General features: G+C 72.0%; 20 protein-coding genes. 11 read left to right on the forward strand and 9 right to left on the reverse strand.

All coding sequences use genetic code 11. The features are described 5' to 3' along the window. Positions 1 to 72 precede the first annotated feature (72 nt). Together C1J01_RS07220 and C1J01_RS07225 are read left to right on the forward strand one after the other, a co-directional pair. A complete protein-coding gene (locus C1J01_RS07220; protein ID WP_111177325.1) occupies positions 73 to 1,479 on the forward strand; it encodes a purine-cytosine permease family protein in 1,407 nt (468 codons plus the stop codon). Positions 1,480 to 1,501: 22 nt separating this feature from the next. After that, a complete protein-coding gene (locus C1J01_RS07225; protein WP_111177327.1) occupies positions 1,502 to 1,972 on the forward strand; it encodes a hypothetical protein in 471 nt (156 codons plus the stop codon). Here the strand turns inward: C1J01_RS07225 and C1J01_RS07230 are convergent. Next, positions 1,962 to 3,758 carry an alkyl/aryl-sulfatase gene (locus tag C1J01_RS07230; RefSeq protein ID WP_111177369.1) on the reverse strand — a complete coding sequence of 599 codons (1,797 nt, stop codon included), beginning with the start codon at positions 3,756 to 3,758 and terminating at the stop codon, positions 1,962 to 1,964. The genes C1J01_RS07225 and C1J01_RS07230 overlap by 11 nt on opposite strands. Before the next feature lie 96 nt (positions 3,759 to 3,854). On the opposite strand from C1J01_RS07230, the gene C1J01_RS07235 reads away from it, so the two are divergent. Both C1J01_RS07235 and C1J01_RS07240 read left to right on the forward strand, forming a co-directional pair. Further along, a complete protein-coding gene (locus C1J01_RS07235) occupies positions 3,855 to 4,493 on the forward strand; it encodes an HAD family hydrolase (RefSeq protein ID WP_111177329.1) in 639 nt (212 codons plus the stop codon). Positions 4,494 to 4,514: 21 nt separating this feature from the next. Next, the gene (locus C1J01_RS07240; protein ID WP_111177331.1) at positions 4,515 to 5,453 is read left to right on the forward strand and encodes a ribose-phosphate diphosphokinase; all 939 of its coding nucleotides are present in this window, start codon (positions 4,515 to 4,517) and stop codon (positions 5,451 to 5,453) included. On the opposite strand, the gene C1J01_RS07245 is transcribed toward C1J01_RS07240, so the two are convergent. After that, on the reverse strand, positions 5,440 to 6,237 hold the full coding sequence (locus C1J01_RS07245) for an SDR family NAD(P)-dependent oxidoreductase (protein ID WP_235854298.1): 798 nt from the start codon (positions 6,235 to 6,237) through the stop codon (positions 5,440 to 5,442). The genes C1J01_RS07240 and C1J01_RS07245 overlap by 14 nt on opposite strands. A gap of 25 nt (positions 6,238 to 6,262) precedes the next feature. Between C1J01_RS07245 and C1J01_RS07250 the strand changes: the two genes are divergently transcribed. Further along, entirely contained in the window at positions 6,263 to 6,991 is a 729-nt protein-coding gene (locus C1J01_RS07250) for a nucleotidyltransferase domain-containing protein (RefSeq protein ID WP_111177371.1), read from the forward strand. A gap of 83 nt (positions 6,992 to 7,074) precedes the next feature. Next, complete coding sequence (locus C1J01_RS07255; RefSeq protein ID WP_111177335.1) at positions 7,075 to 7,713, forward strand: maleylpyruvate isomerase N-terminal domain-containing protein; 639 nt, start codon at positions 7,075 to 7,077, stop codon at positions 7,711 to 7,713. Here C1J01_RS07255 and C1J01_RS07260 read toward each other — a convergent pair. Further along, positions 7,710 to 8,789, reverse strand: a complete 1,080-nt coding sequence (locus tag C1J01_RS07260) for an alpha/beta hydrolase family protein (protein WP_111177373.1) — start codon at positions 8,787 to 8,789, stop codon at positions 7,710 to 7,712. The two genes, C1J01_RS07255 and C1J01_RS07260, sit on opposite strands and share 4 nt — an antisense overlap. 109 nt (positions 8,790 to 8,898) lie before the next feature. Here C1J01_RS07260 and C1J01_RS07265 point away from each other — a divergent pair, with 109 nt between their 5' ends. Beyond that, positions 8,899 to 10,008, forward strand: a complete 1,110-nt coding sequence (locus C1J01_RS07265) for a sensor histidine kinase (RefSeq protein ID WP_111177375.1) — start codon at positions 8,899 to 8,901, stop codon at positions 10,006 to 10,008. A 172-nt stretch (positions 10,009 to 10,180) separates the two neighbouring features. Then, complete coding sequence (locus C1J01_RS07270) at positions 10,181 to 10,828, forward strand: response regulator (RefSeq protein ID WP_111177337.1); 648 nt, start codon at positions 10,181 to 10,183, stop codon at positions 10,826 to 10,828. Positions 10,829 to 10,846: 18 nt separating this feature from the next. Here the strand turns inward: C1J01_RS07270 and C1J01_RS07275 are convergent, their stop codons facing one another. From C1J01_RS07275 to C1J01_RS07295, 5 genes are read right to left on the reverse strand one after another with little or no spacing between them, the layout of a single operon-like run. After that, complete coding sequence (locus tag C1J01_RS07275) at positions 10,847 to 11,851, reverse strand: ABC transporter ATP-binding protein (RefSeq protein WP_111177339.1); 1,005 nt, start codon at positions 11,849 to 11,851, stop codon at positions 10,847 to 10,849. After that, positions 11,848 to 12,822 carry an ABC transporter ATP-binding protein gene (locus C1J01_RS07280; RefSeq protein WP_111177341.1) on the reverse strand — a complete coding sequence of 325 codons (975 nt, stop codon included), beginning with the start codon at positions 12,820 to 12,822 and terminating at the stop codon, positions 11,848 to 11,850. The genes C1J01_RS07275 and C1J01_RS07280 overlap by 4 nt, the downstream gene beginning before the upstream one ends. Beyond that, on the reverse strand, positions 12,819 to 13,700 hold the full coding sequence (locus C1J01_RS07285) for an ABC transporter permease (protein ID WP_111177343.1): 882 nt from the start codon (positions 13,698 to 13,700) through the stop codon (positions 12,819 to 12,821). The genes C1J01_RS07280 and C1J01_RS07285 overlap by 4 nt, the downstream gene beginning before the upstream one ends. Next, on the reverse strand, positions 13,697 to 14,749 hold the full coding sequence (locus C1J01_RS07290; protein WP_181448616.1) for an ABC transporter permease: 1,053 nt from the start codon (positions 14,747 to 14,749) through the stop codon (positions 13,697 to 13,699). The genes C1J01_RS07285 and C1J01_RS07290 overlap by 4 nt, the downstream gene beginning before the upstream one ends. Next, entirely contained in the window at positions 14,746 to 16,563 is a 1,818-nt protein-coding gene (locus C1J01_RS07295) for an ABC transporter substrate-binding protein (RefSeq protein ID WP_111177347.1), read from the reverse strand. The genes C1J01_RS07290 and C1J01_RS07295 overlap by 4 nt, the downstream gene beginning before the upstream one ends. A 148-nt stretch (positions 16,564 to 16,711) precedes the next feature. On the opposite strand from C1J01_RS07295, the gene C1J01_RS07300 reads away from it, so the two are divergent. Beyond that, a complete protein-coding gene (locus tag C1J01_RS07300; RefSeq protein ID WP_220039779.1) occupies positions 16,712 to 17,068 on the forward strand; it encodes a DUF2809 domain-containing protein in 357 nt (118 codons plus the stop codon). Positions 17,069 to 17,133: 65 nt separating this feature from the next. Further along, positions 17,134 to 17,679, forward strand: a complete 546-nt coding sequence (locus C1J01_RS07305; protein ID WP_111177351.1) for a type 1 glutamine amidotransferase domain-containing protein — start codon at positions 17,134 to 17,136, stop codon at positions 17,677 to 17,679. A 6-nt stretch (positions 17,680 to 17,685) separates the two neighbouring features. Here C1J01_RS07305 and C1J01_RS07310 read toward each other — a convergent pair whose 3' ends face one another. Further along, positions 17,686 to 18,237, reverse strand: a complete 552-nt coding sequence (locus C1J01_RS07310) for a TetR/AcrR family transcriptional regulator (RefSeq protein WP_235854299.1) — start codon at positions 18,235 to 18,237, stop codon at positions 17,686 to 17,688. 93 nt (positions 18,238 to 18,330) lie between these two features. Here C1J01_RS07310 and C1J01_RS07315 point away from each other — a divergent pair. After that, the coding region (locus tag C1J01_RS07315; protein ID WP_438943099.1) for an alcohol dehydrogenase catalytic domain-containing protein at positions 18,331 to 18,889 on the forward strand (559 nt) is incomplete at its 3' end.

The following is an 18,889-nucleotide window of genomic DNA, read 5'->3' on the forward strand; positions in this document are numbered from 1 at the left end:
ACACCACTTCCCTTCACCCCCTCAAGGATCACAAACTTCCTTTTCCCGCCATAAGCCGGGTACCGTCCGATCATGGACACGATGGCGGTGGAGCAGAACGGCATCAACGCCGTCCCCGAGGGCGAGCGCCATGGCCGGCCCCGCGACCTGTTCTGGCCCTGGGCGGGCTCCAACCTGTCGCTGTTCGGCGTCGCCTTCGGCGTGTACATCGTCGGGCTCGGGCTCGGCGTGATCCCCGCGATCGTCACCGGGGCCCTCGGGTACGCGCTGTCGTTCCTGCTCGTCGGCCTGGTCGCGGTCGGGGGCAGCCGCTCGGGCGTGCCGACCATGACGCTGGGCCGGGCGCCGTTCGGCTACCAGGGCAACAAGCTGCCCACGATCTTCTCGTACGTCTCCAACGTGGGCTGGGAGATCGTGCTGGTCACGCTGGCCGCGCAGGCCGGCGCGGCCATCCTCGCGCGCCTCACGCCCGGCGTCCCCGCCACCACGGCCACCGCCGGCTGCTTCGCCGTCGCCGCCCTCGTGGTGATCGCGGTCGGCGTGTACGGCCACGCGATGATCATGGTGGTGCAGCGTTACCTGACGTACGCGTTCGTGGTGCTGACGGTCGTCTACCTCATCCTCATGGCGCCGCGGCTCGGCGGGTCGCTGGCGAGCACGGCGGGGCCGGGCGAGTGGGTGGGCGCGGTCATCTTCGCGATGACGCTGCTCGGGCTGGGCTGGGTCAACTGCGGCGCCGACTACTCCCGCTACCTGCCGAGTGCCTCGTCCGGCCGGTCGGTGGCGCTGTGGACGACGCTCGGCGGCGCGCTGCCGCCGATGGTGCTGCTGGTCTTCGGCGTACTGCTGGCGGGCGGCGACCCGAAGCTCGCCGAGGCGGCCGGGGCGGACCCGGTGACGGCTCTGGCCGGGGCGCTGCCGACGTGGTTCCTGGTGCCGTACCTGCTGACCGCGATCGGCGGGTTCCTGGCCGGGGCGATCCTCGACATCTACTCCTCGGGCCTGTCGATGCTGGCGCTCGGCGTGCCGATCCGCCGCCACTACGCGGTGCTGATCGACGGGCTGCTCATGGTGCTCGGCGGCTACTACCTGCTGTTCGTCTCCACCAGCTTCCTCGCGACCTTCCAGGCGTTCCTGGCGATCGTCGGCGTGGTGATGGCGGCCTGGGCGGCGATCTTCCTGGTGGACATGTGGCGGCTGCGGGCGGGCGGCCGGGCGTACGACGAGGGGCTGCTGCGGGCCGGCGCGCCCGCGGTCAACTGGCCGGGCGTGGTGTCGCTGGTCGTGGCCTCCTTCGTGGGCCTCGGGCTGATCACGTCGGCCGACGAGAACATCGCCCGCGTCGTCGGCTTCCTGATGAGCGAGGAGCTGCGCGGCGGCACGTTCGGCAGCGCGAACATCGGCGTGGTGATCGCTCTCGTGCTGGCCGGGCTCCTGTACTTCGCGATCTCCGCCGTGCAGGGGCGCCGCGCCCGCTGAGCGCCGCTACGCTGGGTGAGCCATGCTGGACCATCCGTTGCGGCTGCTGCGGTGGGCGGTGCGCCTCACCGCCTGCGGCCTGGTGCTGTTCGCCGTCGTCTCCGTGCTGCGCGAGGGCCGCGTCACCGAGGCCGTCGGCGGCGTGCTGCTCGGCCTCCTCTACGCGGCCGGCGCCGCCTTCGAGGGCCGGCCGTCGCCGGCCCGCGTGTGGCTCGGGCTGGTCACCGCCGGGTGGCTGGTGCTCGCGGTGACCGCGCCGCCGTTCGTATGGGTCGTCTTCCCGCTGCTGTTCGCCTACCCGCAGGTGCTGCCGCTGTGGGCGGCCATGTTCGGGGTGACGGTGCTGACGTCGGTCACGATCGCGGTCTCGGCCTGGCACGCGGGCGGGCTCAGCGTGCCGGTGCTGCTCGGGCCCGGCGGCGCGGCGGTCGTGGTGACGATGCTCGCCCTCGTGTGCCGGGCCCTGCGCGCCGATCCGCGCCTCAGGCCGTGACGACGGCGAAGTCGGGCAGCGGATGGTCCAGTACGGCGACCAGCCGGCGCAGCACCCGTGTGTCCCCCTCGCGTTCGACGCCCTCGACGCCCTGGCCCGACAGCAGGCCGACGAGCTGCGCCTTCGTCAGCCGCAGCGTCAGGTCGGCGGTCCCGCGCGGCTCGGGCTGCTGGACGAGCACGCCGTTGGCCAGCGTCGTCCGGTGGCGTTCCCCGAGGTCCGTCAGGTGCCAGTCGATGGACAGGCGCTCGTTCCAGGCCCGCGGCCCGTCCACGCGGATGGCGATCGAGTCGAAGATCTGCTCCACGGAGAGCGCGGCCAGGAAGTCGGCCGGGGTGACCTCCACGTCGGCCGGCACGATGCCGTCCGACAACTCCAGCGCCCCCGTCAGGTAGAAGTTGCGCCAGGTGGCGCTCTCGGTGCCGTGGCCGAGCCGGGTGTAGACCTCGGCCAGCAGGTCGCGGGCCTCCTTGTTGCCCTCGTCGGCGAAGACCGCGTGGTTGAGGAGCTGGGCGGCGAAGCGCAGGTCGTTCTCCCTGACGTAGCGGCGGGCGAACTCGACCACGGCCGCGCCGCCTCCGAGGCATTCGACGTACCGCACGGCGCTCTCCCTCGGCGGGTGCTCCCACAGGTGCGCCGGGTTGCCGTCGAACCAGCCGAGGTAGCGCTGGTAGAGGGCCATGACGTTGTGGATGAGCGAGCCGGAGTAGCCGCGCGTGTGCCAGGTCTGCTGGAGCGCGGGCGGCAGCCGCAGGGTCTCGGCGATCTCCGCTCCCGTCAGGCCCTTGTTGAGCAGGCGCAGGGTCTGGTCGTGCAGGTAGGCGTACATGTCGCGCTGCTGCGACAGGAAGCGCTCGATGCGGTCGCGGCCCCAGGTCGGCCAGTGGTGCGAGGCGAAGGCCACGTCGGCGCGGTCGGCGAACAGGGCGATGGCCTCGGTCAAGTAGCGGGCCCACGCGCGGGCGTCGCGGACGACGGCGCCGCACAGCGGCAGCATGCTGTTCTGGTTGTGGGTGGCGTTCTCGGCCAGGCAGAGGGCGCGGCGGGCGGGCAGGAGCAGGTTCATCTCCGCGGGGGCCTCGGCGCCCGGCGTCAGCTGGAAGACCATCTCGACGCCGTCGACCGTCTCCTCCTGGCCGGTGCGCTCGATCTCGGCCGTGGGCGGGATGAGCGACATGGTGCCCGTGGACAGGGTCATCCCCAGGCCGGCGCCGATCTGGCCCTCCGGCGAGCGGGGCAGGGCGGCGCCGTACATGTACAGGGCGCGGCGGGTCAGGGCGGGGCCGGCGTAGAGGTTGTCCGTGACCGCGTGCTCCATGAAGCCCTTGGGCGCCAGGATGGGCACACCGCCCCCGGTGACCCCGCGTACGCCGCCGAAGTGGTCGGCGTGGGAGTGCGTGTAGACGACGCCGGTGACGGGACGCCCGCCGCGGTGGGCCCGGTAGAGCTTCAGCGCGGCGGCGGCGCACTCGGTGGAGACCAGCGGGTCGATGACGACGACGCCGCGCTCGCCCTCGACCAGGGTCATGTTCGACAGGTCGAGCCCGCGCACCTGGTAGACGCCCTCCGTGACCTCGTACAGGCCCTGGCGGGCGCAGAGCTGCCCCTGGCGCCAGAGGCTCGGATGGGCGGTGTCCGGGCAGTCGCCCTGGAGGAAGTCGTAGGCGTCGTTGTCCCACACGACGCCGCCGTCCAGAGATCTGATCACCGCCGGGCTGAGCTTCGCGATGAATCCGCGGTCGGCATCCTCGAAGTCGCCCGCGTCGTGCCATGGAAGGTCTGCCATGCCAAGCCGCATGCCCGGGGAACGACGCCAGGTAGCTCAACGAAGTGCCCCTAATAGGATGAATCTTGGCAAGGGGCTTGATCATCGGGGGGACCCATGGACGCGTGCGTGTTCGACCTGGACGGCGTGCTGGTCGACAGCGAGCCGGTCTGGGAGGAGGTGCGCCGGGCGTTCGTCGCCGATCACGGGGGCGTCTGGCAGGCCGACACGCAGTCCAGGCTGATGGGCATGAGCACCGCCGAGTGGGCCGCGTACCTGCACGAGCTGGGCGTGCGCATGGAGCCCGCCGAGATCGCGCGCGGCGTGGTCGACCAGATGGCCGCGCGCTACCGCGACGGGGTGCCGCTGATGCCCGGGGCGGTGGCGGCGGTGCGGCGGCTGTCCGTCGCGGTCACGCTGGGGCTGGCCAGCTCGTCCCCGCGACGGCTGATCGACGTGGTGCTGGACGCGGCCGGGCTGACGGAGTGCTTCGCGGCCACGGTCTCCACCGAGGAGGTGGCGCGCGGCAAGCCGGCGCCGGACGGCTATCTGGAGGCCGCCCGCCGGCTCGGCGTGGACCCGGGCGCCTGCGTGGCGGTCGAGGACTCCAGCAACGGGCTGCGCTCGGCGCACGCGGCCGGCATGCGGGTGGTCGCCGTGCCGCACCCGCGCTACCCGCCCGCGCCGGACGCGCTCGCGCTGGCCTGGCGCGTCGTGCCCGCGCTCGGCGAGCTCACCCCGGAATCGCTGACCTGAGGTGACTACGATTGGGGAACCGTGCGAGACATCACGGTTTTCAGCGGCAGCGCCCATCCCGAACTCGCGGAGGAGATCTGCGCCCATCTCGGCACCCCGCTCCACCCCGTCCAGATCAACCGCTTCGCCAACGACGTGCTCGAGGTGCAGCTGCAGGCCAACTGCCGCGAGCGTGACGTCTTCCTCATCCAGCCTCTCGTGCCGCCGACGCAGGAGCATCTGGTCGAGTTGCTGCTCATGCTCGACGCCGCGCGCGGCGCGTCCGCGGCCCGGATCACGGTCGTGCTGCCGCACTACGCGTACGCGCGTTCCGACAAGAAGGACGCGCCGCGCATCTCCATCGGCGCGCGGCTGGTGGCCGACCTGATGGTGGCGGCGGGCGCGAGCCGGGTGCTGGCGATGACGCTGCACTCTCCGCAGGTGCACGGCTTCTTCAGCGTCCCCGTCGATCACCTGCACGCGCTGCGCGAGCTGGCCGCCCACTTCCGCCGGTACGACCTGTCGAACACCGTCGTCGTCTCCCCCGACCTGGGCAACGCCAAGGAGGCCGCTCACTTCGCCCGCCTGCTCGGCACCGGGGTCGCCATGGGCGCCAAGCAGCGCTTCAGCGACGACCGGGTGGTGATCAGCTCGGTGATCGGCGAGGTCGAGGGCAAGGACGTGATCGTCCTGGACGACGAGATCGCCAAGGGCAGCACGGTCATCGAGCTGCTCGACCGGCTGCGCGATCGGGGCGTGCGGTCGGTGCGGGTGGCCTGCACCCACGGGCTGTTCTCCGGCGGCGCGGTCGAACGGCTGGGCTCGCTGCCCGAGGTGCTGGAGATCGTCTGCACCAACACCGTGCCGCCGCCCAAGCCCAGCGACAAGCTGACGGTGTTGTCGATCGCGCCCGCGCTGGCCGAGGCGATGCGCCGCATCCACGACGGCGAGTCGGTCAGCGCGCTGTTCAGTACATCTTGATGACCTGACCCGTGACCCGCCGCCCCTGGTGGGAGACCAGGAACGTGATCACCTCGGCGACCTCCTCCGGCTCGGCGACCTTGCCCAGCGGGAGCGTCGCGGCGTACTGGACGACCTCGTCGTTGACCCAGCCGGTGTCGGTCACCGGCGGGTGCACCATGTTGGCCGTGATGCCGTAACAGCCGAGCTCGCGGGCGGCGGACGCGGTGTAGTTCTCCTGGGCCGCCTTCGCGGCGCCGTAGCTGACCTCCGTCGGGAAGCCCTCGGGGCCGCCGGAGGTCAGGCCGACGATGCGGCCCCAGCTCGCGCCGCGCGCCACGTGGCGGCGGGCGAACTCGGCGATCAGCAACGCGGGCGCGCGGACGTCGACGGCGAACTGCCGCTCGTGGGTCTCGGCGTCGACCATGCGCAGCGGGCGGCCGAACTGGTCGCGCTCGGTGGGCGTGAAGGTGTCGCTGAGCCAGCCGCTGGCGTTGTTGACCAGGATCTCGACCGGGCCGAACGCCTTCTCGGCCTGGTCGAACAGGGCCTTGGCGACCTCGGGGTCGGCCAGGTCGGCCTCGGCGGCCTCGGCCGCGCCGCCCGCCTCGCGGATGCGCCGCACCACGTCGTCGGCGGTGCCGGCCCTGGCCCGGTCGTACGCCTCGGGGTAGGCGGGCTCGTCGAGCGGCGGGAGCCGTTTGTACGTCAGGAAGACGGCGACGCCCTCGGCGGCCAGCGCGACGGCGGTGGCGGCGCCTATGCCGTGATTGGCCCCTGTGACCAGCGCGACCTTTCCAGCCAAGCGAGTATCGATCATAGTGGCCATCATGCAAGCCGACACGGATCGTCTGCTAAGGGTTTTCCTGGAGGGTGTCGAGCCGGCCGTGCCGCTGGTCGCGCTCTGGGCGCACGGCTCGCTGGCCACCGGCGACTACCGGCCGGGACACAGCGACCTCGATCTGGTCGCGGTGCTGGACGCGCCCGTGACGATGGAGCAGTGGCGGCGCATCAAGGCGGTGCACCGGGGGCTCGGCCTGCCGCTGGCGGACCGGCTGCACTGCTCGTACCTGGCCCGGCAGGAGCTGGACGACCCGGCGGCCGAGCACGTCACGTGGGCGCACGAGCGCATCTTCCGCCGTCCCGTCACCGCCGTCACCCGGCGCGAGCTGCATCAGGGCGCGCTCGTGCTGCACGGGCCGCCGCCCGCGGAGCTGCTGCCGCCGGTGACCGACGCGGAGCTCATCCGGTTCGTACGCACGGATCTGCGCGACTACTGGCTGGTCAAGGCGCAGGCGCGGCGGCGCTGGCTGCAGGACGTCTGGGTCGACCTGGGCCTGCTGACGGTGGCCAGGGCGACGGTCACCCTGCGCGAGGGGCGCCTGATCACCAAGCGGGAGGCCCTCGACGTGCTGGCCGAGCTGGGCGCCCCGGAGAACGTGGTGGCCGACGTCCGGGCCCGCCGGTACGGCGCCCCGGCCCCGGTGCTGAGCCGGTTCCGGCGGGCTCGGCTGGCGCGGGCGTTCGTCAGGTCGGCCATCAGGAAGGCGCTGGCCTGAGAAATCCGCCCGTGGCAGGAAGCATGACCGCGCGCGACTGGTTGTCTCCTTCCGAAAAGCAGCTCTATCCGGAAAGGGTGACCATGGGGGAAAGCAGGCAGTCCTATCTCGTGGCCGCGGAGTCGGCGGTGTCGCTTCTGGGCGACCCGGCCGTGGCGGCGTCCTGGGACAAGCCGAGCGCGCTCACCGAGTTCAGCGTCGCCGGGCTGGCCGGGCACCTGGCCCACCAGTTCGTCCGCGTCGGCGACGTGCTCACGCAGAACGGCGAGGTCGCCGAGCCCATCTCGCTGCTCGAGCACTACTCGCGCTCCCCGTGGGTGCAGGCCGGGCTCGACCACGAGAGCAACCTCGGCATCCGGCGCGGCGGCGAGGCGGCCGCGGCGGCCGGGCCCGCGGTCCTGGTCGAACGGGCGCAGGCGATGCTCGACCTGCAGAGCTCGGTGCTGCCGGGCGAGCCCGCCGACCGCGTCGTGCACCTGCCGTGGTCGGGCTGGTCACTGCGGCTGGACGACTTCCTGCTCACCCGCTGCGTCGAGCTGGTCGTGCACGCCGACGACCTGGCGGCCAGCGTCGGCCTGCCCACGCCGGCGCTGCCCGCCATGGTGATCGACCCGGTGGTCGAGCTGCTCGCCAAGCTGGCCGTGCACCGCCACGGGCCGACGGCGGTCATCCGCACCCTGAGCCGCGCCGAACGCGCCCCGGCCACCATCAGCGCCTTCTAGGGGCGGTGGTCGGCGACCTCGGGGTAGTCCTCGACCGGGGTGCGCCTGCCGAGCAGGTGCCGGTCGAGGAAGGTCGCCAGGTGGGCGCGGGTGATCTCCAGCGCCCGCTCGCCGTCGATCTCCTGCGCCGGGAGGCCGAGCTGCGGCCGCAGGACGGCGTAGTCGACGAAGGACGAGTGGTCGGCGCCCTTCACCGTGATCCAGCGCTTCCAGCCGGTCAGCCGGGGCCAGGCCTTCTTCCAGGAGTCGTCCGTGCCGTCCGGCGTGTGGGAGGCGGGCGCGCCGACCAGCATGAAGGGCCGCTTGACCGAGCCGGTGGGCCGGAACGTGCCGTCCAGGTTGACGCCGGCCTTGATCCGCGGGTCGGCGATCATGGCCTCTGCGGCGGAGTACCCGCCGATGGAGTGGCCGACCATGGCGATCTTCGACCGGTCGATCAGCTTGCCCCAGCGGCCCTCGGACAGCTCGTCGAGCACGAACCGGACGTCCTTCACCCGGCCCGCGGCCACCTTGGCGTGGTCCTGGCCCTCCACGCAGGCCAGGCACGGGGTCGTACGGCCGTCGGGGAAGACGGTGGCGAGCGACTCGTAGGTGTGCTCCACGGCCGCGACCAGGTATCCCCTGCTGGCGAAGTCCTCGGCCAGCGAGGTCAGGGTGGCGCGCGGGAAGCTGAACCCGGGCGACATGACGACCAGCGGCCGCCTGCCCGCGGCGGCGGGCGCGTTGAGACGGGCGTGCGTCCTCACCTCGGTGAGCACGTCCTTGTCCGCGACGGGGTAGTCCGCGAGGACCGCCTCCGACACCTGCGGCGGCATGTACGGCGCGGGCTTGCCGGTGGCCTTCTTGGCCGGGTACCAGAGCGAGACCATGAGCTCCCGCCGGTCCGCCTCGGGGTTCCACGGGTCGGGGCGGCTCTTGTCCACCAGGTGCAGGGTGGCCAGGCCGACCGGCTTGTTTCCGGTCGGCTTCGGCAGGGCGAGGTCGGCGGCGTGCGCCGGGGAGGCGGCGTGCGCCGGGGAGGCAAGGGCGGTCAGGGCGAGCGATGACAGGACGGTCAGGGCGAGTGTTCTCCGCATGGCGACCACGCTGGCACCGGCGGCCGGCCCGGCGCCCGCCCCGATCGTCGATCAACGCCCCCTACTTTCGTCGTAACACCGGCTCCGGCGCCATCCGTACGCTGTGACCATGCGGTTCGTTCTGCTCGGCGTCGCCATGTCCGCGCTTTCGCTGGCCGTCCTCAACGGGCAGATGGGGGTGCCCTCCGGTCTGCCGATGCCGGTGCAGCTCACGATCGCCGCCGCCACCGGGCTCGCCGCCTGGCACGCGCGACGGTCGTGGTGGCCGCTGGCCGTCCTCGGCGCCGTCGCCTACGCCGGGCTGGTCGTGTGGCCGCCACTGATGCTCGCCTCCTACTACGCCGGCCGCACTCTTCCCCGGCCCCGCGGGATCGCCGCCTACCTCGGCGCCTGCGTGGCCGTGTGCGGGATCGGCGCGATCGTCGGCGAGGCGCGCGACGGCCTGCAGGAGCTGCTGACGGCCTCCCTGGGCAACGCGCTGTTCATGATGCTGGCCGTGATCGGCCTGCCGGTGGCGCTCGGCCTGTGGACGGGCGAGGTGGTGCGGGCGGCCAGGGAGCGGGCCGAGCGGCTCGAACGCGAGCAGGTCATGCGGGCCGAGCAGGCCAGGGCCCAGGAGCGGGCCAGGATCGCCCGTGAGATGCACGACGTCGTGGCGCACCGGGTCTCGCTGATCGTGCTGCACGCGGGGGCGCTGGAGGTGCGGGCGTCCGACGAGGAGACGGCGCGGGCGGCGGCGCTGATCGGCGGGATCGGCCGGGAGGCGCTGGCCAACCTGCGCGACGTGCTCGGCGTGCTGCGCTCGCCGCAGGGTCCCGTCCAGGCCGAGCTCCGGCCGCCGCCCACGCTCGATGACCTCGACCGGCTGCTCGACCAGTCCCGGGCCATCGGGATCGCGGTGACCCGGCACGACGAGGGCGAGCCCCGGCCGGTGGAGTCGACGGTCGAGCGGACGGCGTACCGGGTGGTGCAGGAGGCGCTCACCAACGTGCACAAGCACGCGGGCGACGCCGGCACCCAGGTCCACATCCGCTACGGGGCGGACGCGCTGGAGGTGGAGGTGCGCAACGACGCGCCGCGCGCGCCGCGCGATGAGCTGCCCGGCGCGGGCTGGGGCCTGGTGGGCCTGCGCGAACGCGTGGAGCTCCTCGGCGGCACCCTGCGCACCAGCCCGGAGGACGGCGGCGGCTTCCTGGTCAGCGCCAGGATCCCGGCATGACCGCCGCAGGCCGCGGGAGAGAGGGCGAGCACCGCGGGAGAAACGGCGGGCACCGCGGGAGAAACGGCGGGCACTGCGGGAGAAACGGCGGGCACTGCGGGAGAAACGGCGGGCACTGCGGGAGAAACGGCGGCCACCGCCAGAGAGACGGCGAGCGCCGCGGGAGGGTCGCGTGATCAGGGTGCTCGTCGTCGATGACGAGGAGCTGGTGCGGTCGGGGTTGCGGTTGATCCTGGAGGCCGCAGGCGACATCGCCGTCGTCGGCGAGGCCCGTGACGGCGTGGAGGCGGTCTCGGCCGTGCGGCGGCTGCGCCCCGAGGTCGTGCTGATGGACGTCCGCATGCCCGGCACCGACGGCCTGACCGCCGCCGGCCGCGTCCTGACCGAGCCGCAGCCGCCCAAAGTGATCATGCTGACCACGTTCGACCTCGACGAGTACGTCCACCAGGCGCTGCGGCTCGGCGCGGTCGGCTTCCTGCTCAAGGACACCCCGCCGCGCGAGCTGGCCGCCGCCGTCCGCACGGTCGCGGACGGCCAGGCCATGCTCTCCCCGTCGGTCACCAAGCGTCTGATCGCCTCGTACGTCGACCGCGCCCCCTCCCGCGCCGAGACCGCCCGCAGGCAGCTGGCGACCCTCACCGGCCGGGAGGAGGACGTGATCAGGGCGCTGGCCCGCGGCCTGTCCAACGCCGAGATCGGCCGCGAGCTGCGCCTGACCGAGGCCACGGTCAAGGCCCACGTCAGCCGGGTGCTGGCCAAGCTGGGCCTGGCCAACCGCGTCCAGGCCGCGATCCTGGTCCACGACGCCGACCTCGGCTAGGACACGGTTAGGGCACGGTTAGGGCACGGCCTCCGCGTAGTGGCAGGCCGCCTGCGCGCCCGGCACGGCGGGCAGGATGTCCAGCAGCTCGGAGCGGCACCTGCCGTCCACCCCCGCCTCGGCCGCCTTGCCCGAGGCGAGCACCTGGCAGCGGGCGTGGAACCGGCACCCGCCGGGGATGCGCGTCGGGTCCGGCGGCTCGCCGGTCAGCACCACCCGCTCGGGCGACTCCGGCAGCACCGACAGCAGCGCCTGCGTGTACGGGTGCCGCGGCGCGGTCAGCACCTGCTCGACCGGCCCCGACTCGACGATCCTGCCGAGGTACATCACGGCCACCCGGTCGGCGATGTTCCAGGCGAGGCCGAGGTCGTGGGTGACGACGAGCGCCGACAGGCCCAGCTCCTCGCGCAGCTTGAGCAGCAGGGCGAGGATCTCACCGCGTACGGAGGCGTCCAGGGAGGCCACCGGCTCGTCGGCGATCAGCACCTTCGGGTCGAGCGCGAGCGCGCCCGCGATGACCACGCGCTGCCGCTGCCCGCCCGACAGCTCGTGCGGGTAACGTAGGAAGAACCGGTCGGGCGGCCGCAGCCCCGCCCGGGACAGGGCGGAGGAGACGATCTCCCGCTCGTCGGGCAGCCCGTGGATGCGCGGGCCCTCGGCGACGGCCTCGTACACCGTGTGGCGGGGGTTGAGCGAGCCCGTCGGGTCCTGCAGGACGAGCTGCACCTGCCTGCGGTAGGCCTTGAGCGCCTTGGAGCCGTAGTCGAGCGCGGCGCCGCCGAAGCGGACCTCGCCGGAGGTCGGGCGTTCGAGGCCGAGCAGGGTGCGGGCGAGCGTGGTCTTGCCGCAGCCCGACTCGCCGACCAGGGCCACGATCTCGCCCTCGCCGATGGCCAGGTTGACGCCGTCCACGGCGCGTGCGCGCCGGCCCCGCGCGGCGAACTCGACGTGCAGGTCACGGGCCTCCAGCAGGGCCGGCCGGGTCGTGCCGACCGGGTCCTCGGTGGTCTGCGTCTCCGTCATGAGACCTCCTCGTCAGCCCTGGCGTGCACGCACGCCGCCGTACGCCCCGGACCGGCCGGCCACAGCTCCACGTCCAGGGTCGCGCACTCCTCCAGCGCGACCGGGCAGCGGGGGTGGAACGAGCAGCCGCCGGGCAGCTGCATCGGGTCGGGCGGGTCGCCGCCCAGGCCCTTCGGCGCCATCCTCGACACGGGGTCGCCGACCGTCGGGAAGGCGGCGGCCAGCGCCTTGCTGTAGGGGTGCTCGGCGTGGTGGAAGACCTCGCGGGACGGGCCGTGCTCGACGACGCGGCCCGCGTACATGACGGCGAGCTGGTCGCACACGTCGGCGAGCACCGACAGGTCGTGCGAGATCATGATCAGCGAGATGCCCTGCTCGGCCACCAGCTCCTTGATCAGGCTCAGCACCTGCGCCTGCACCATGACGTCGAGCGCGGTGGTCGGCTCGTCGGCGATGATCAGCCGCGGCGAGCAGGCCAGCGCCATCGCGATCATCACGCGCTGCCGCTGGCCGCCCGACAGCTCGTGCGGGTAGCTGCGCGCCCGCCAGGCGGGCAGGCCGACCTGCTCCAGCAGCTCGGTCACGCGTTTCCTGGCCGCGTCCGGCTTGGCCAGGCCGTGCACGAGCAGCGGCTCGGCGATCTGATCGCCGATCTTGCGCACCGGGTTGAGCCCGTGCTGGGCGCCCTGGAAGACGATCGAGGCCTCCGCCCACCGTACGGCGCGCATGCGACCCCACTTCATGGTGAGCACGTCGTCGCCGTCGAGCAGGATCCGGCCGCCGACGCGGGCGTCCTTCGGCAGCAGCCGCAGGAGCGCCATGGCCAGCGTCGACTTGCCGGATCCCGACTCGCCGGCGACTCCGAGGGCCGCTCCGGAGTCCAGCGTCAGCGACACCCCGCGCACCGCGGGCACCTCGCCCGCGGCGATCCGGTACGTCACCGACACGTCGTCGAGTTCGAGCAGACTCATGAGGCCCTCCTGAGCTGCGGGTTCAGCACGGCTTCCAGCGCCCGTCCGGCCAGCATGAACGCCATGACGACGGCCAGGATGGCGAGGCCGGGGATGAGGATGTACCACCAGGCGCCCTGCGTGGGGGCGCCCCAGTCGTACGAGCCGCGCAACATCGTGCCCCACGAGGTCTTGTTGGAGCTGACGCCGAGGAAGGCCAGCGTCGACTCGGTGACGATGGCGCTGGCCACCTCCAGCGTGGTGCTGGCCAGCAGCAGCGGCGCCACGTTGGGCAGCACGTGGCGGGTGGTGATGTGCCAGTGCCCGGCGCCGAGGGCCTTCGAGCGCTCGATGTACGGCCGCGCCTCCACGGCGAGGGTCTGCGCCCTGATCAGCCGGGCGGTCGTGGGCCACGTGGTGACGCCGATCGCCATGATGATCGTGAACGTGCTGCCGCCCAGGATGGCCGCCAGCACCATCGCCGTCACCAGCGAGGGCAGCACCAGGAACCAGTCGGTGACGCGCATCAGCGACGCGCCGATCCAGCCGCGGAAGTGGCCGGCGGTGATGCCCACGACCATGCCGATCACGATGCTGAGCAGCGCGGCGAGGAAGCCGATGAGCAGCGACGTGCGCGAGCCCCACCAGACCATCAGCAGGATGGACCGGCCGGACTCGTCGGTGCCGAACGGGTACTCGAGGCTCGGCGGCGCCCACTTGGGGCCGGTGCCGGTGACGACGCTGGTCACGCTCTCGTCGATGAACAGCGGCGCGACGAGCGCGAGCAGCACCGCGACGAGCAGGATGACCAGGCCGACCACTCCGGCCCGCTGCCTGCGGAAGTCGGCCCAGAAACGGCTCAGCGCGAGCCGCCTGCGGGCCGTGGCGACGCTGGTCATGCCGACCTCACCCTCGGGTCGATCATGTGGTAGACCACGTCGGCCAGGGTGTTCATGACGATCACCGCGACGGTGATCAGCAGGAACGTGCCCTGCATGAGCGTGAAGTCGGGCACGCTGACCGCCTCGTAGAACAGCTGGCCCAGCCCGGGCCAGGTGAAGATCGTCTCCACGGTGACCGCGCCGCCGACCACGAACCCGATGCGCATGAAGACCAGCGTCACCGTGGGCAGCAGGGCGTTGGGCACCGCGTGGCGCTTGCGCACGTCGTCGTCGCGCAGGCCCTTGGCCCGCGCCACGGTGACGTAGTCCTGGCTGACCTCCTCCAGCAGCGAGGAGCGCATGACCAGCAGGTACTGCGCGTACACCACGGCCACCAGCGTCAGGCACGGCAGCACCATGTGGGAGGCCACGTCGAGAACGTACGCGAACCCGTCGGGCGCGTCGATGCTCTCGATCCCCCGGAACGGGAACAGGCCCGGGATCGGCCCGATGCCGACGCCGAGCACCATCATGAGCAGCAGGCCGAGCCAGAACGTCGGCACCGACCACAACACCAGCGAGGCGCCGGTCGAGAAGCGGTCGAACCGGCTGCCGTGCCGCCAGCCCGCGTGGGTGCCCTGCCACAGGCCCAGGCTGACCGCGATGACCAGGCCGGTGCCGGTGAGCAGGAGGGTGGGCCCGAGCCGCTCGCCGATGAGGTCGAGCACGGGCCGCTTGTACTCGTAGGAGGTGCCGAGGTCGAGGCGGAGGGTGTCGCCGACGAAGTCGAAGAACTGGTCGATCAGCGGCTTGTCCAGGCCGAGCCGGTGGCGTTCCAGGTCGAGCTGCGCAGGGGTCATGTTGCGCCCCTGGGCGAGGTTGCGCACGGGGTCGCCGGGCAGCAGCCGGAACACGAAGAACGTGCCGACGATCACCATGGCGATGCTGAACAGCGCCCCGCCCGCCTTCGACAGCGCGTAGCGCAGCGTGCCGCGGCGGGCCTGGGGCTCCTCGGCGGAGCCCGCCGCCTGGACGGCGGGCTCCACTGCGTCGAGTGGTGCGGTCATTCGCGTTCGTCTGCGGTGCTCTTGCGCCGCCTGGTCAGGAAGAACGCGCCCGCGCCCACGACCACGACGGCGCCGACCACCCCGGCGATGAGGCCGGTGTTGGAGCCGCCTTCGGCCGAGGCCGCCCCGGCCGCCGTGCCCGTCGGCTTGACGTCGGCGGTGAACCACGGCCAGTAGCCGCTGCCGCCGTACAGGATGCCGTCGGTCTCGGGGATGGACGTGATGCTGACGACGCGGTCCTTGCGGTAGGCCTCCAGGTCGTTCGTGTAGTAGATCGCGATGACCGGCGCCTGGGTGTAGAGGCGCTCCTGCATCTGCTTGATGATCTCGGCGCGCTTGGGCCGGTCGAGCTCCTTCAGCTGCTCCTGGTAGAGCTCCTCGAAGGTCTCGTCGCAGAAGAACGACTCGGTTCCGCCGCCCTCACCGGTCGGCGACGGCCGCCGGCTGCACAGGTGGGTGGCCAGGACCTCTTCGGGGTCGGGGTTGACCGACCAGCCGCTGATCGCGATGTCGAACAGGCCGGTGACGCCGGTCTCCTCGGTGAACTTGCTGGAGTCGAGCTTCTTGGTGGTCAGCGTGATGCCGATCTCCTTGAAGAAGCCGGTCAGGTACTCGGCGAGCTTGTCCTCGATCGGGGTGTCGGTGTGGATGCTGAAGCGGAACTCCAGCTTGCGGTCACCGTCGGGCATCGTGCGGACGCCGTCGGGGCCGCGCTTGTAGCCGGCGTCGTCGAGGATCTGGTTGGCCTTGGCCGGGTCGTAGGTGACCTTGGTGTCGCCGGTGGCCTCCCAGAAGAAGTCCTGGTACATCGGCGGCACGATCGAGCCGTCGGCCGGCCTGGCCAGGCCGTTCTGCACGTCGTCGGCGAGCTTCTGCTTGTCGATCGCGTAGTGCAGCGCCTGCCGCACCCTGACGTCCTGCAGCGCGGGGTGGCCGTCGCCGACGGGCTTGTCGTCGTTGGTGGTGGCGCCGTGGTTGATCTGCAGGTACGCCGAGCGCCGGCCCTGGGTGTTCCAGGCGGTGATGTTGGGGTCGTTGAGGATGGCCTCGTACTCCGGCGGGTTGAGCCGGCCGATCAGGTCGATCTCACCGGTCTTGAGCCCGGCGATGGCGGCCTGCGGGTTGGCGTAGAAGATGACCTGCAGCTCGTCGAGCTTGGGCTTGCCGCGCCAGTAGTTGGGGTTGGCCTGCAGCTTGACGTACTGGTCCTTCTTGTGCTCGGTCGCGATGAAGGGCCCGCTGCTCGGCGTGGGGTACTTCTCGGCGTCGTAGTTGGCCATGTCGGTGACCGACTCCCAGGCATGCTTCGGCATGATCGGGATCGGGTTCTCCAGCATGGACGCCTGCGGGGCCTTGAGCTTGATGGTCAGCTCCTGGCCGTTGGCGGTGACGCTCTCGAAGTTCTCCACGGCGGGGCCGTTGGCCGTCTTGGCCGCCTCGTCCGTCATGATCTTGTTGAAGGTCCAGGCGGCGTCCTCGGCCGTGACCGGCTGGCCGTCGGACCACTTCGCCTGACGGATCTTGAACGTCCACGTGAGCCCGTCCTCCGAGGTCGTCCACGACTCGGCCAGGTCGGGGCTCGGCTGGAGCGTCTTGGAGTCGGGCACCGTCAGGAAGCCGTACATCATCCGGTGGATCGACGTCGAGACGAGACGGACCGCGAGGAACGGGTTCATGGAGTCCATGGCCTGCGTCGCGCCGACGCGGAGCACCTTCTTCCCCGCCGCCGGGTCCTGGGCGAGTGCTGTGGTGCCCTGCCCTGCGATTAACAGCGCGACGCCCAGCGCAGCCAGGCGTGCGAACCATTTCCTCATAAGTGCCTCACCTTCAGGCGGGGGGTTCCTGTGTAGAGAAAGGCACACCATAGAGAGACCGCATGTCAACGCATGGCGGAAAATTGTTTCAGTCTCGTTTCCGTTTTCGGTGTAAATTTTCAACCACCGATGGCAGTAGCGTGATCTGGTGCCCCGACCTCTCGCCGCGATCGCCGCCGTCGCCATCGTGATCTGCGGGCTCGGCCTGCGGACGCTGTGGGACGGCCCGGTCGCGAAGTACGGCGGCGACGCGCTCTACACGGCGCTGATCTACCTGTTGCTGGTATTGCTCCTGCCGCGCATCCGCCCGTGGGCGGCCGCGCTCGCGTCGGCGGCGCTCAGCTGGGCGATCGAGTTCGCCCAGCTCGCGAGCCTCCCGCGGTGGCTGCAGCCCGTGCTGGGCAGCACGTTCAACCCGCCTGACCTCTTCTGGTACGCCGCCGGCGCCGCCGCAACCGCCGTCGCCCACACCCTGTGGATGGCCAGGCATACCCCTCGGGGGTAAAGATGCATACATCCCCCCAACTCCGGATAGGGGAAAAGAAAAGTACCAGTCCAAGGGGGATTCACATGATGGACGGAAAGACCATCGCGTTCCTGGTCGCTCCCGAGGGTGTGGAGCAGGTCGAGCTGACCGAACCGTGGAAGGCGGTCAAGCAGGCGGGGGGCACGCCGAAGCTCGTCTCCACCCGGTCGGGCCAGATCCAGGGCTTCAACCACCTGGACAAGGCCGACAGGTTCGCCGTGGACGAGACGGTGGACGACGCCGAGGCGGCCTCGTTCGACGGCCTGGTGCTGCCCGGCGGCGTCGCCAACCCCGACTTCCTGCGCACGCAGCCGAAGGCCGTGCAGTTCGTCCGCGCGTTCTTCGACTCGGGCAAGCCGGTGGCGGCCATCTGCCACGCGTCGTGGACGCTGATCGAGGCCGACGCGGTGCGCGGCCGTACGCTGACGTCCTGGCCGAGCCTGCAGACCGACCTGCGCAACGCCGGCGCCACGTGGGTGGACCAGGAGGTCGTGGTGGACACGGAGGGGCCCAACACGCTGGTGACCAGCCGCAAGCCGGACGACCTCAAGGCGTTCTGCCAGGCGGCCACCGACGCGTTCGGCTCCTGACCCTTCTCAGGTCAGGAGCGCCCGGACGAGTCCCCTGACGGAGGACTTGAGCCGTTCCACTCCACCGTCCGCCATGACGTGCCGTGCCAGATCCGCGTCGAACGAGCCGAGCAGGGCATGGGCGGCGAACCCGGCGTCCATGCCCGGCCTGGCCTCGGCGATCAGGGCGCTCACGTGGGCGTGCCAGCGGAGGTAGGTCGGATCGCGGTACTTGTCCTCGGCGCACGCGCGTTCGTGGGCGGCGAAGAGGGCGAGGTTGCGCTCGGCGAGGTCGGCGAGCTCGCCGACGAAGGCCAGCAGTCTCTCCAGGGGCGGCGCTCCGGGTCCCAGCGGCGACCCCGCGGTCTCGACGGCCGCTCCGAGCGCCGTCGCCCGTTCGGCCAGCAACTCCTGGAACAGCCCCGTCCGGCTCCCGAACCGCCGGAACACCGTCCCCTTCCCCACCCCGGCCGCCGCGGCCACCCGATCCAGCGACACGTGCTCGGCCCCGTGCGCCTCCAGCAACTCCTCGGTCGCCCGCAGGATCGCCTCCCGATTACGCGCCGCGTCAGCCCGCACGCCCACCCCTCCTTGCAACCGGACCACCGGTCCCCATAGTATCCGGCTCATGAACCGGACCGCCGGTCCGTGTAGCCGGAGGGGAACAGGGTCATGCGCGCATGGATGGTCACGAAAGACCGCCTCACGGAATCGGCCGCGCTGGAAGCGCGGCTGGTGGAGGCAGGCGAGCCCGAGCCGGCGCCGGGGCAGGCGGTCGTCGAGGTGCGTCACGCGGCGGTGAACTTCAGCGAGCTCCGGCTGATGGGGCGGCTACCGGTGGGCACCGTGCTCGGCTACGACGCCGCCGGGGTGGTCGTCCGGGCCGCCATCGACGGGACGGGGCCCGCGGCAGGCGCCCGGGTGGCGGCGTTCGGGGCGGGGGCGTGGGCGGAACGGGTGGCGTTCGACACGGACGCGCTGGCGGTGGTGCCCGACGGGGTGGACCTGGCGACGGCGGCGGCTCTGCCGATGGCCGGCATCACGGCGCTGCGCTCACTGCGCGCCGCCGGGGCGGGACCCGGCTCCCGCGTGCTGGTCACCGGCGCGTCGGGCGCGGTGGGCCGACTCGCCGTCCAGCTCGCCGCCCGCGCGGGCGCGTACGTGGTCGCCTCCGTCGGCTCCCCCGGCCGCGCCCGGCACGTCCCGCACGGAGAACCCCACGGGACGGCGC

This window comes from Nonomuraea aridisoli, assembly GCF_003236395.1.
GTDB lineage: Bacteria > Actinomycetota > Actinomycetes > Streptosporangiales > Streptosporangiaceae > Nonomuraea > Nonomuraea aridisoli.

Excerpts from the sequence above, each read along its gene's own strand:
- C1J01_RS07220 (WP_111177325.1), top strand. The coding sequence starts at position 73 with ATGGACACGATGGCGGTGGAGCAGAACGGCATCAACGCCGTCCCCGAG.
- C1J01_RS07225 (WP_111177327.1), top strand. The coding sequence starts at position 1,502 with ATGCTGGACCATCCGTTGCGGCTGCTGCGGTGGGCGGTGCGCCTCACC.
- C1J01_RS07230 (WP_111177369.1), bottom strand. The coding sequence starts at position 3,758 with ATGGCAGACCTTCCATGGCACGACGCGGGCGACTTCGAGGATGCCGAC.
- C1J01_RS07235 (WP_111177329.1), top strand. The coding sequence starts at position 3,855 with ATGGACGCGTGCGTGTTCGACCTGGACGGCGTGCTGGTCGACAGCGAG.
- C1J01_RS07250 (WP_111177371.1), top strand. The coding sequence starts at position 6,263 with ATGCAAGCCGACACGGATCGTCTGCTAAGGGTTTTCCTGGAGGGTGTC.
- C1J01_RS07255 (WP_111177335.1), top strand. The coding sequence starts at position 7,075 with ATGGGGGAAAGCAGGCAGTCCTATCTCGTGGCCGCGGAGTCGGCGGTG.
- C1J01_RS07260 (WP_111177373.1), bottom strand. The coding sequence starts at position 8,789 with ATGCGGAGAACACTCGCCCTGACCGTCCTGTCATCGCTCGCCCTGACC.
- C1J01_RS07265 (WP_111177375.1), top strand. The coding sequence starts at position 8,899 with ATGCGGTTCGTTCTGCTCGGCGTCGCCATGTCCGCGCTTTCGCTGGCC.
- C1J01_RS07275 (WP_111177339.1), bottom strand. The coding sequence starts at position 11,851 with ATGACGGAGACGCAGACCACCGAGGACCCGGTCGGCACGACCCGGCCG.
- C1J01_RS07280 (WP_111177341.1), bottom strand. The coding sequence starts at position 12,822 with ATGAGTCTGCTCGAACTCGACGACGTGTCGGTGACGTACCGGATCGCC.
- C1J01_RS07285 (WP_111177343.1), bottom strand. The coding sequence starts at position 13,700 with ATGACCAGCGTCGCCACGGCCCGCAGGCGGCTCGCGCTGAGCCGTTTC.
- C1J01_RS07290 (WP_181448616.1), bottom strand. The coding sequence starts at position 14,749 with ATGACCGCACCACTCGACGCAGTGGAGCCCGCCGTCCAGGCGGCGGGC.
- C1J01_RS07295 (WP_111177347.1), bottom strand. The coding sequence starts at position 16,563 with ATGAGGAAATGGTTCGCACGCCTGGCTGCGCTGGGCGTCGCGCTGTTA.
- C1J01_RS07305 (WP_111177351.1), top strand. The coding sequence starts at position 17,134 with ATGATGGACGGAAAGACCATCGCGTTCCTGGTCGCTCCCGAGGGTGTG.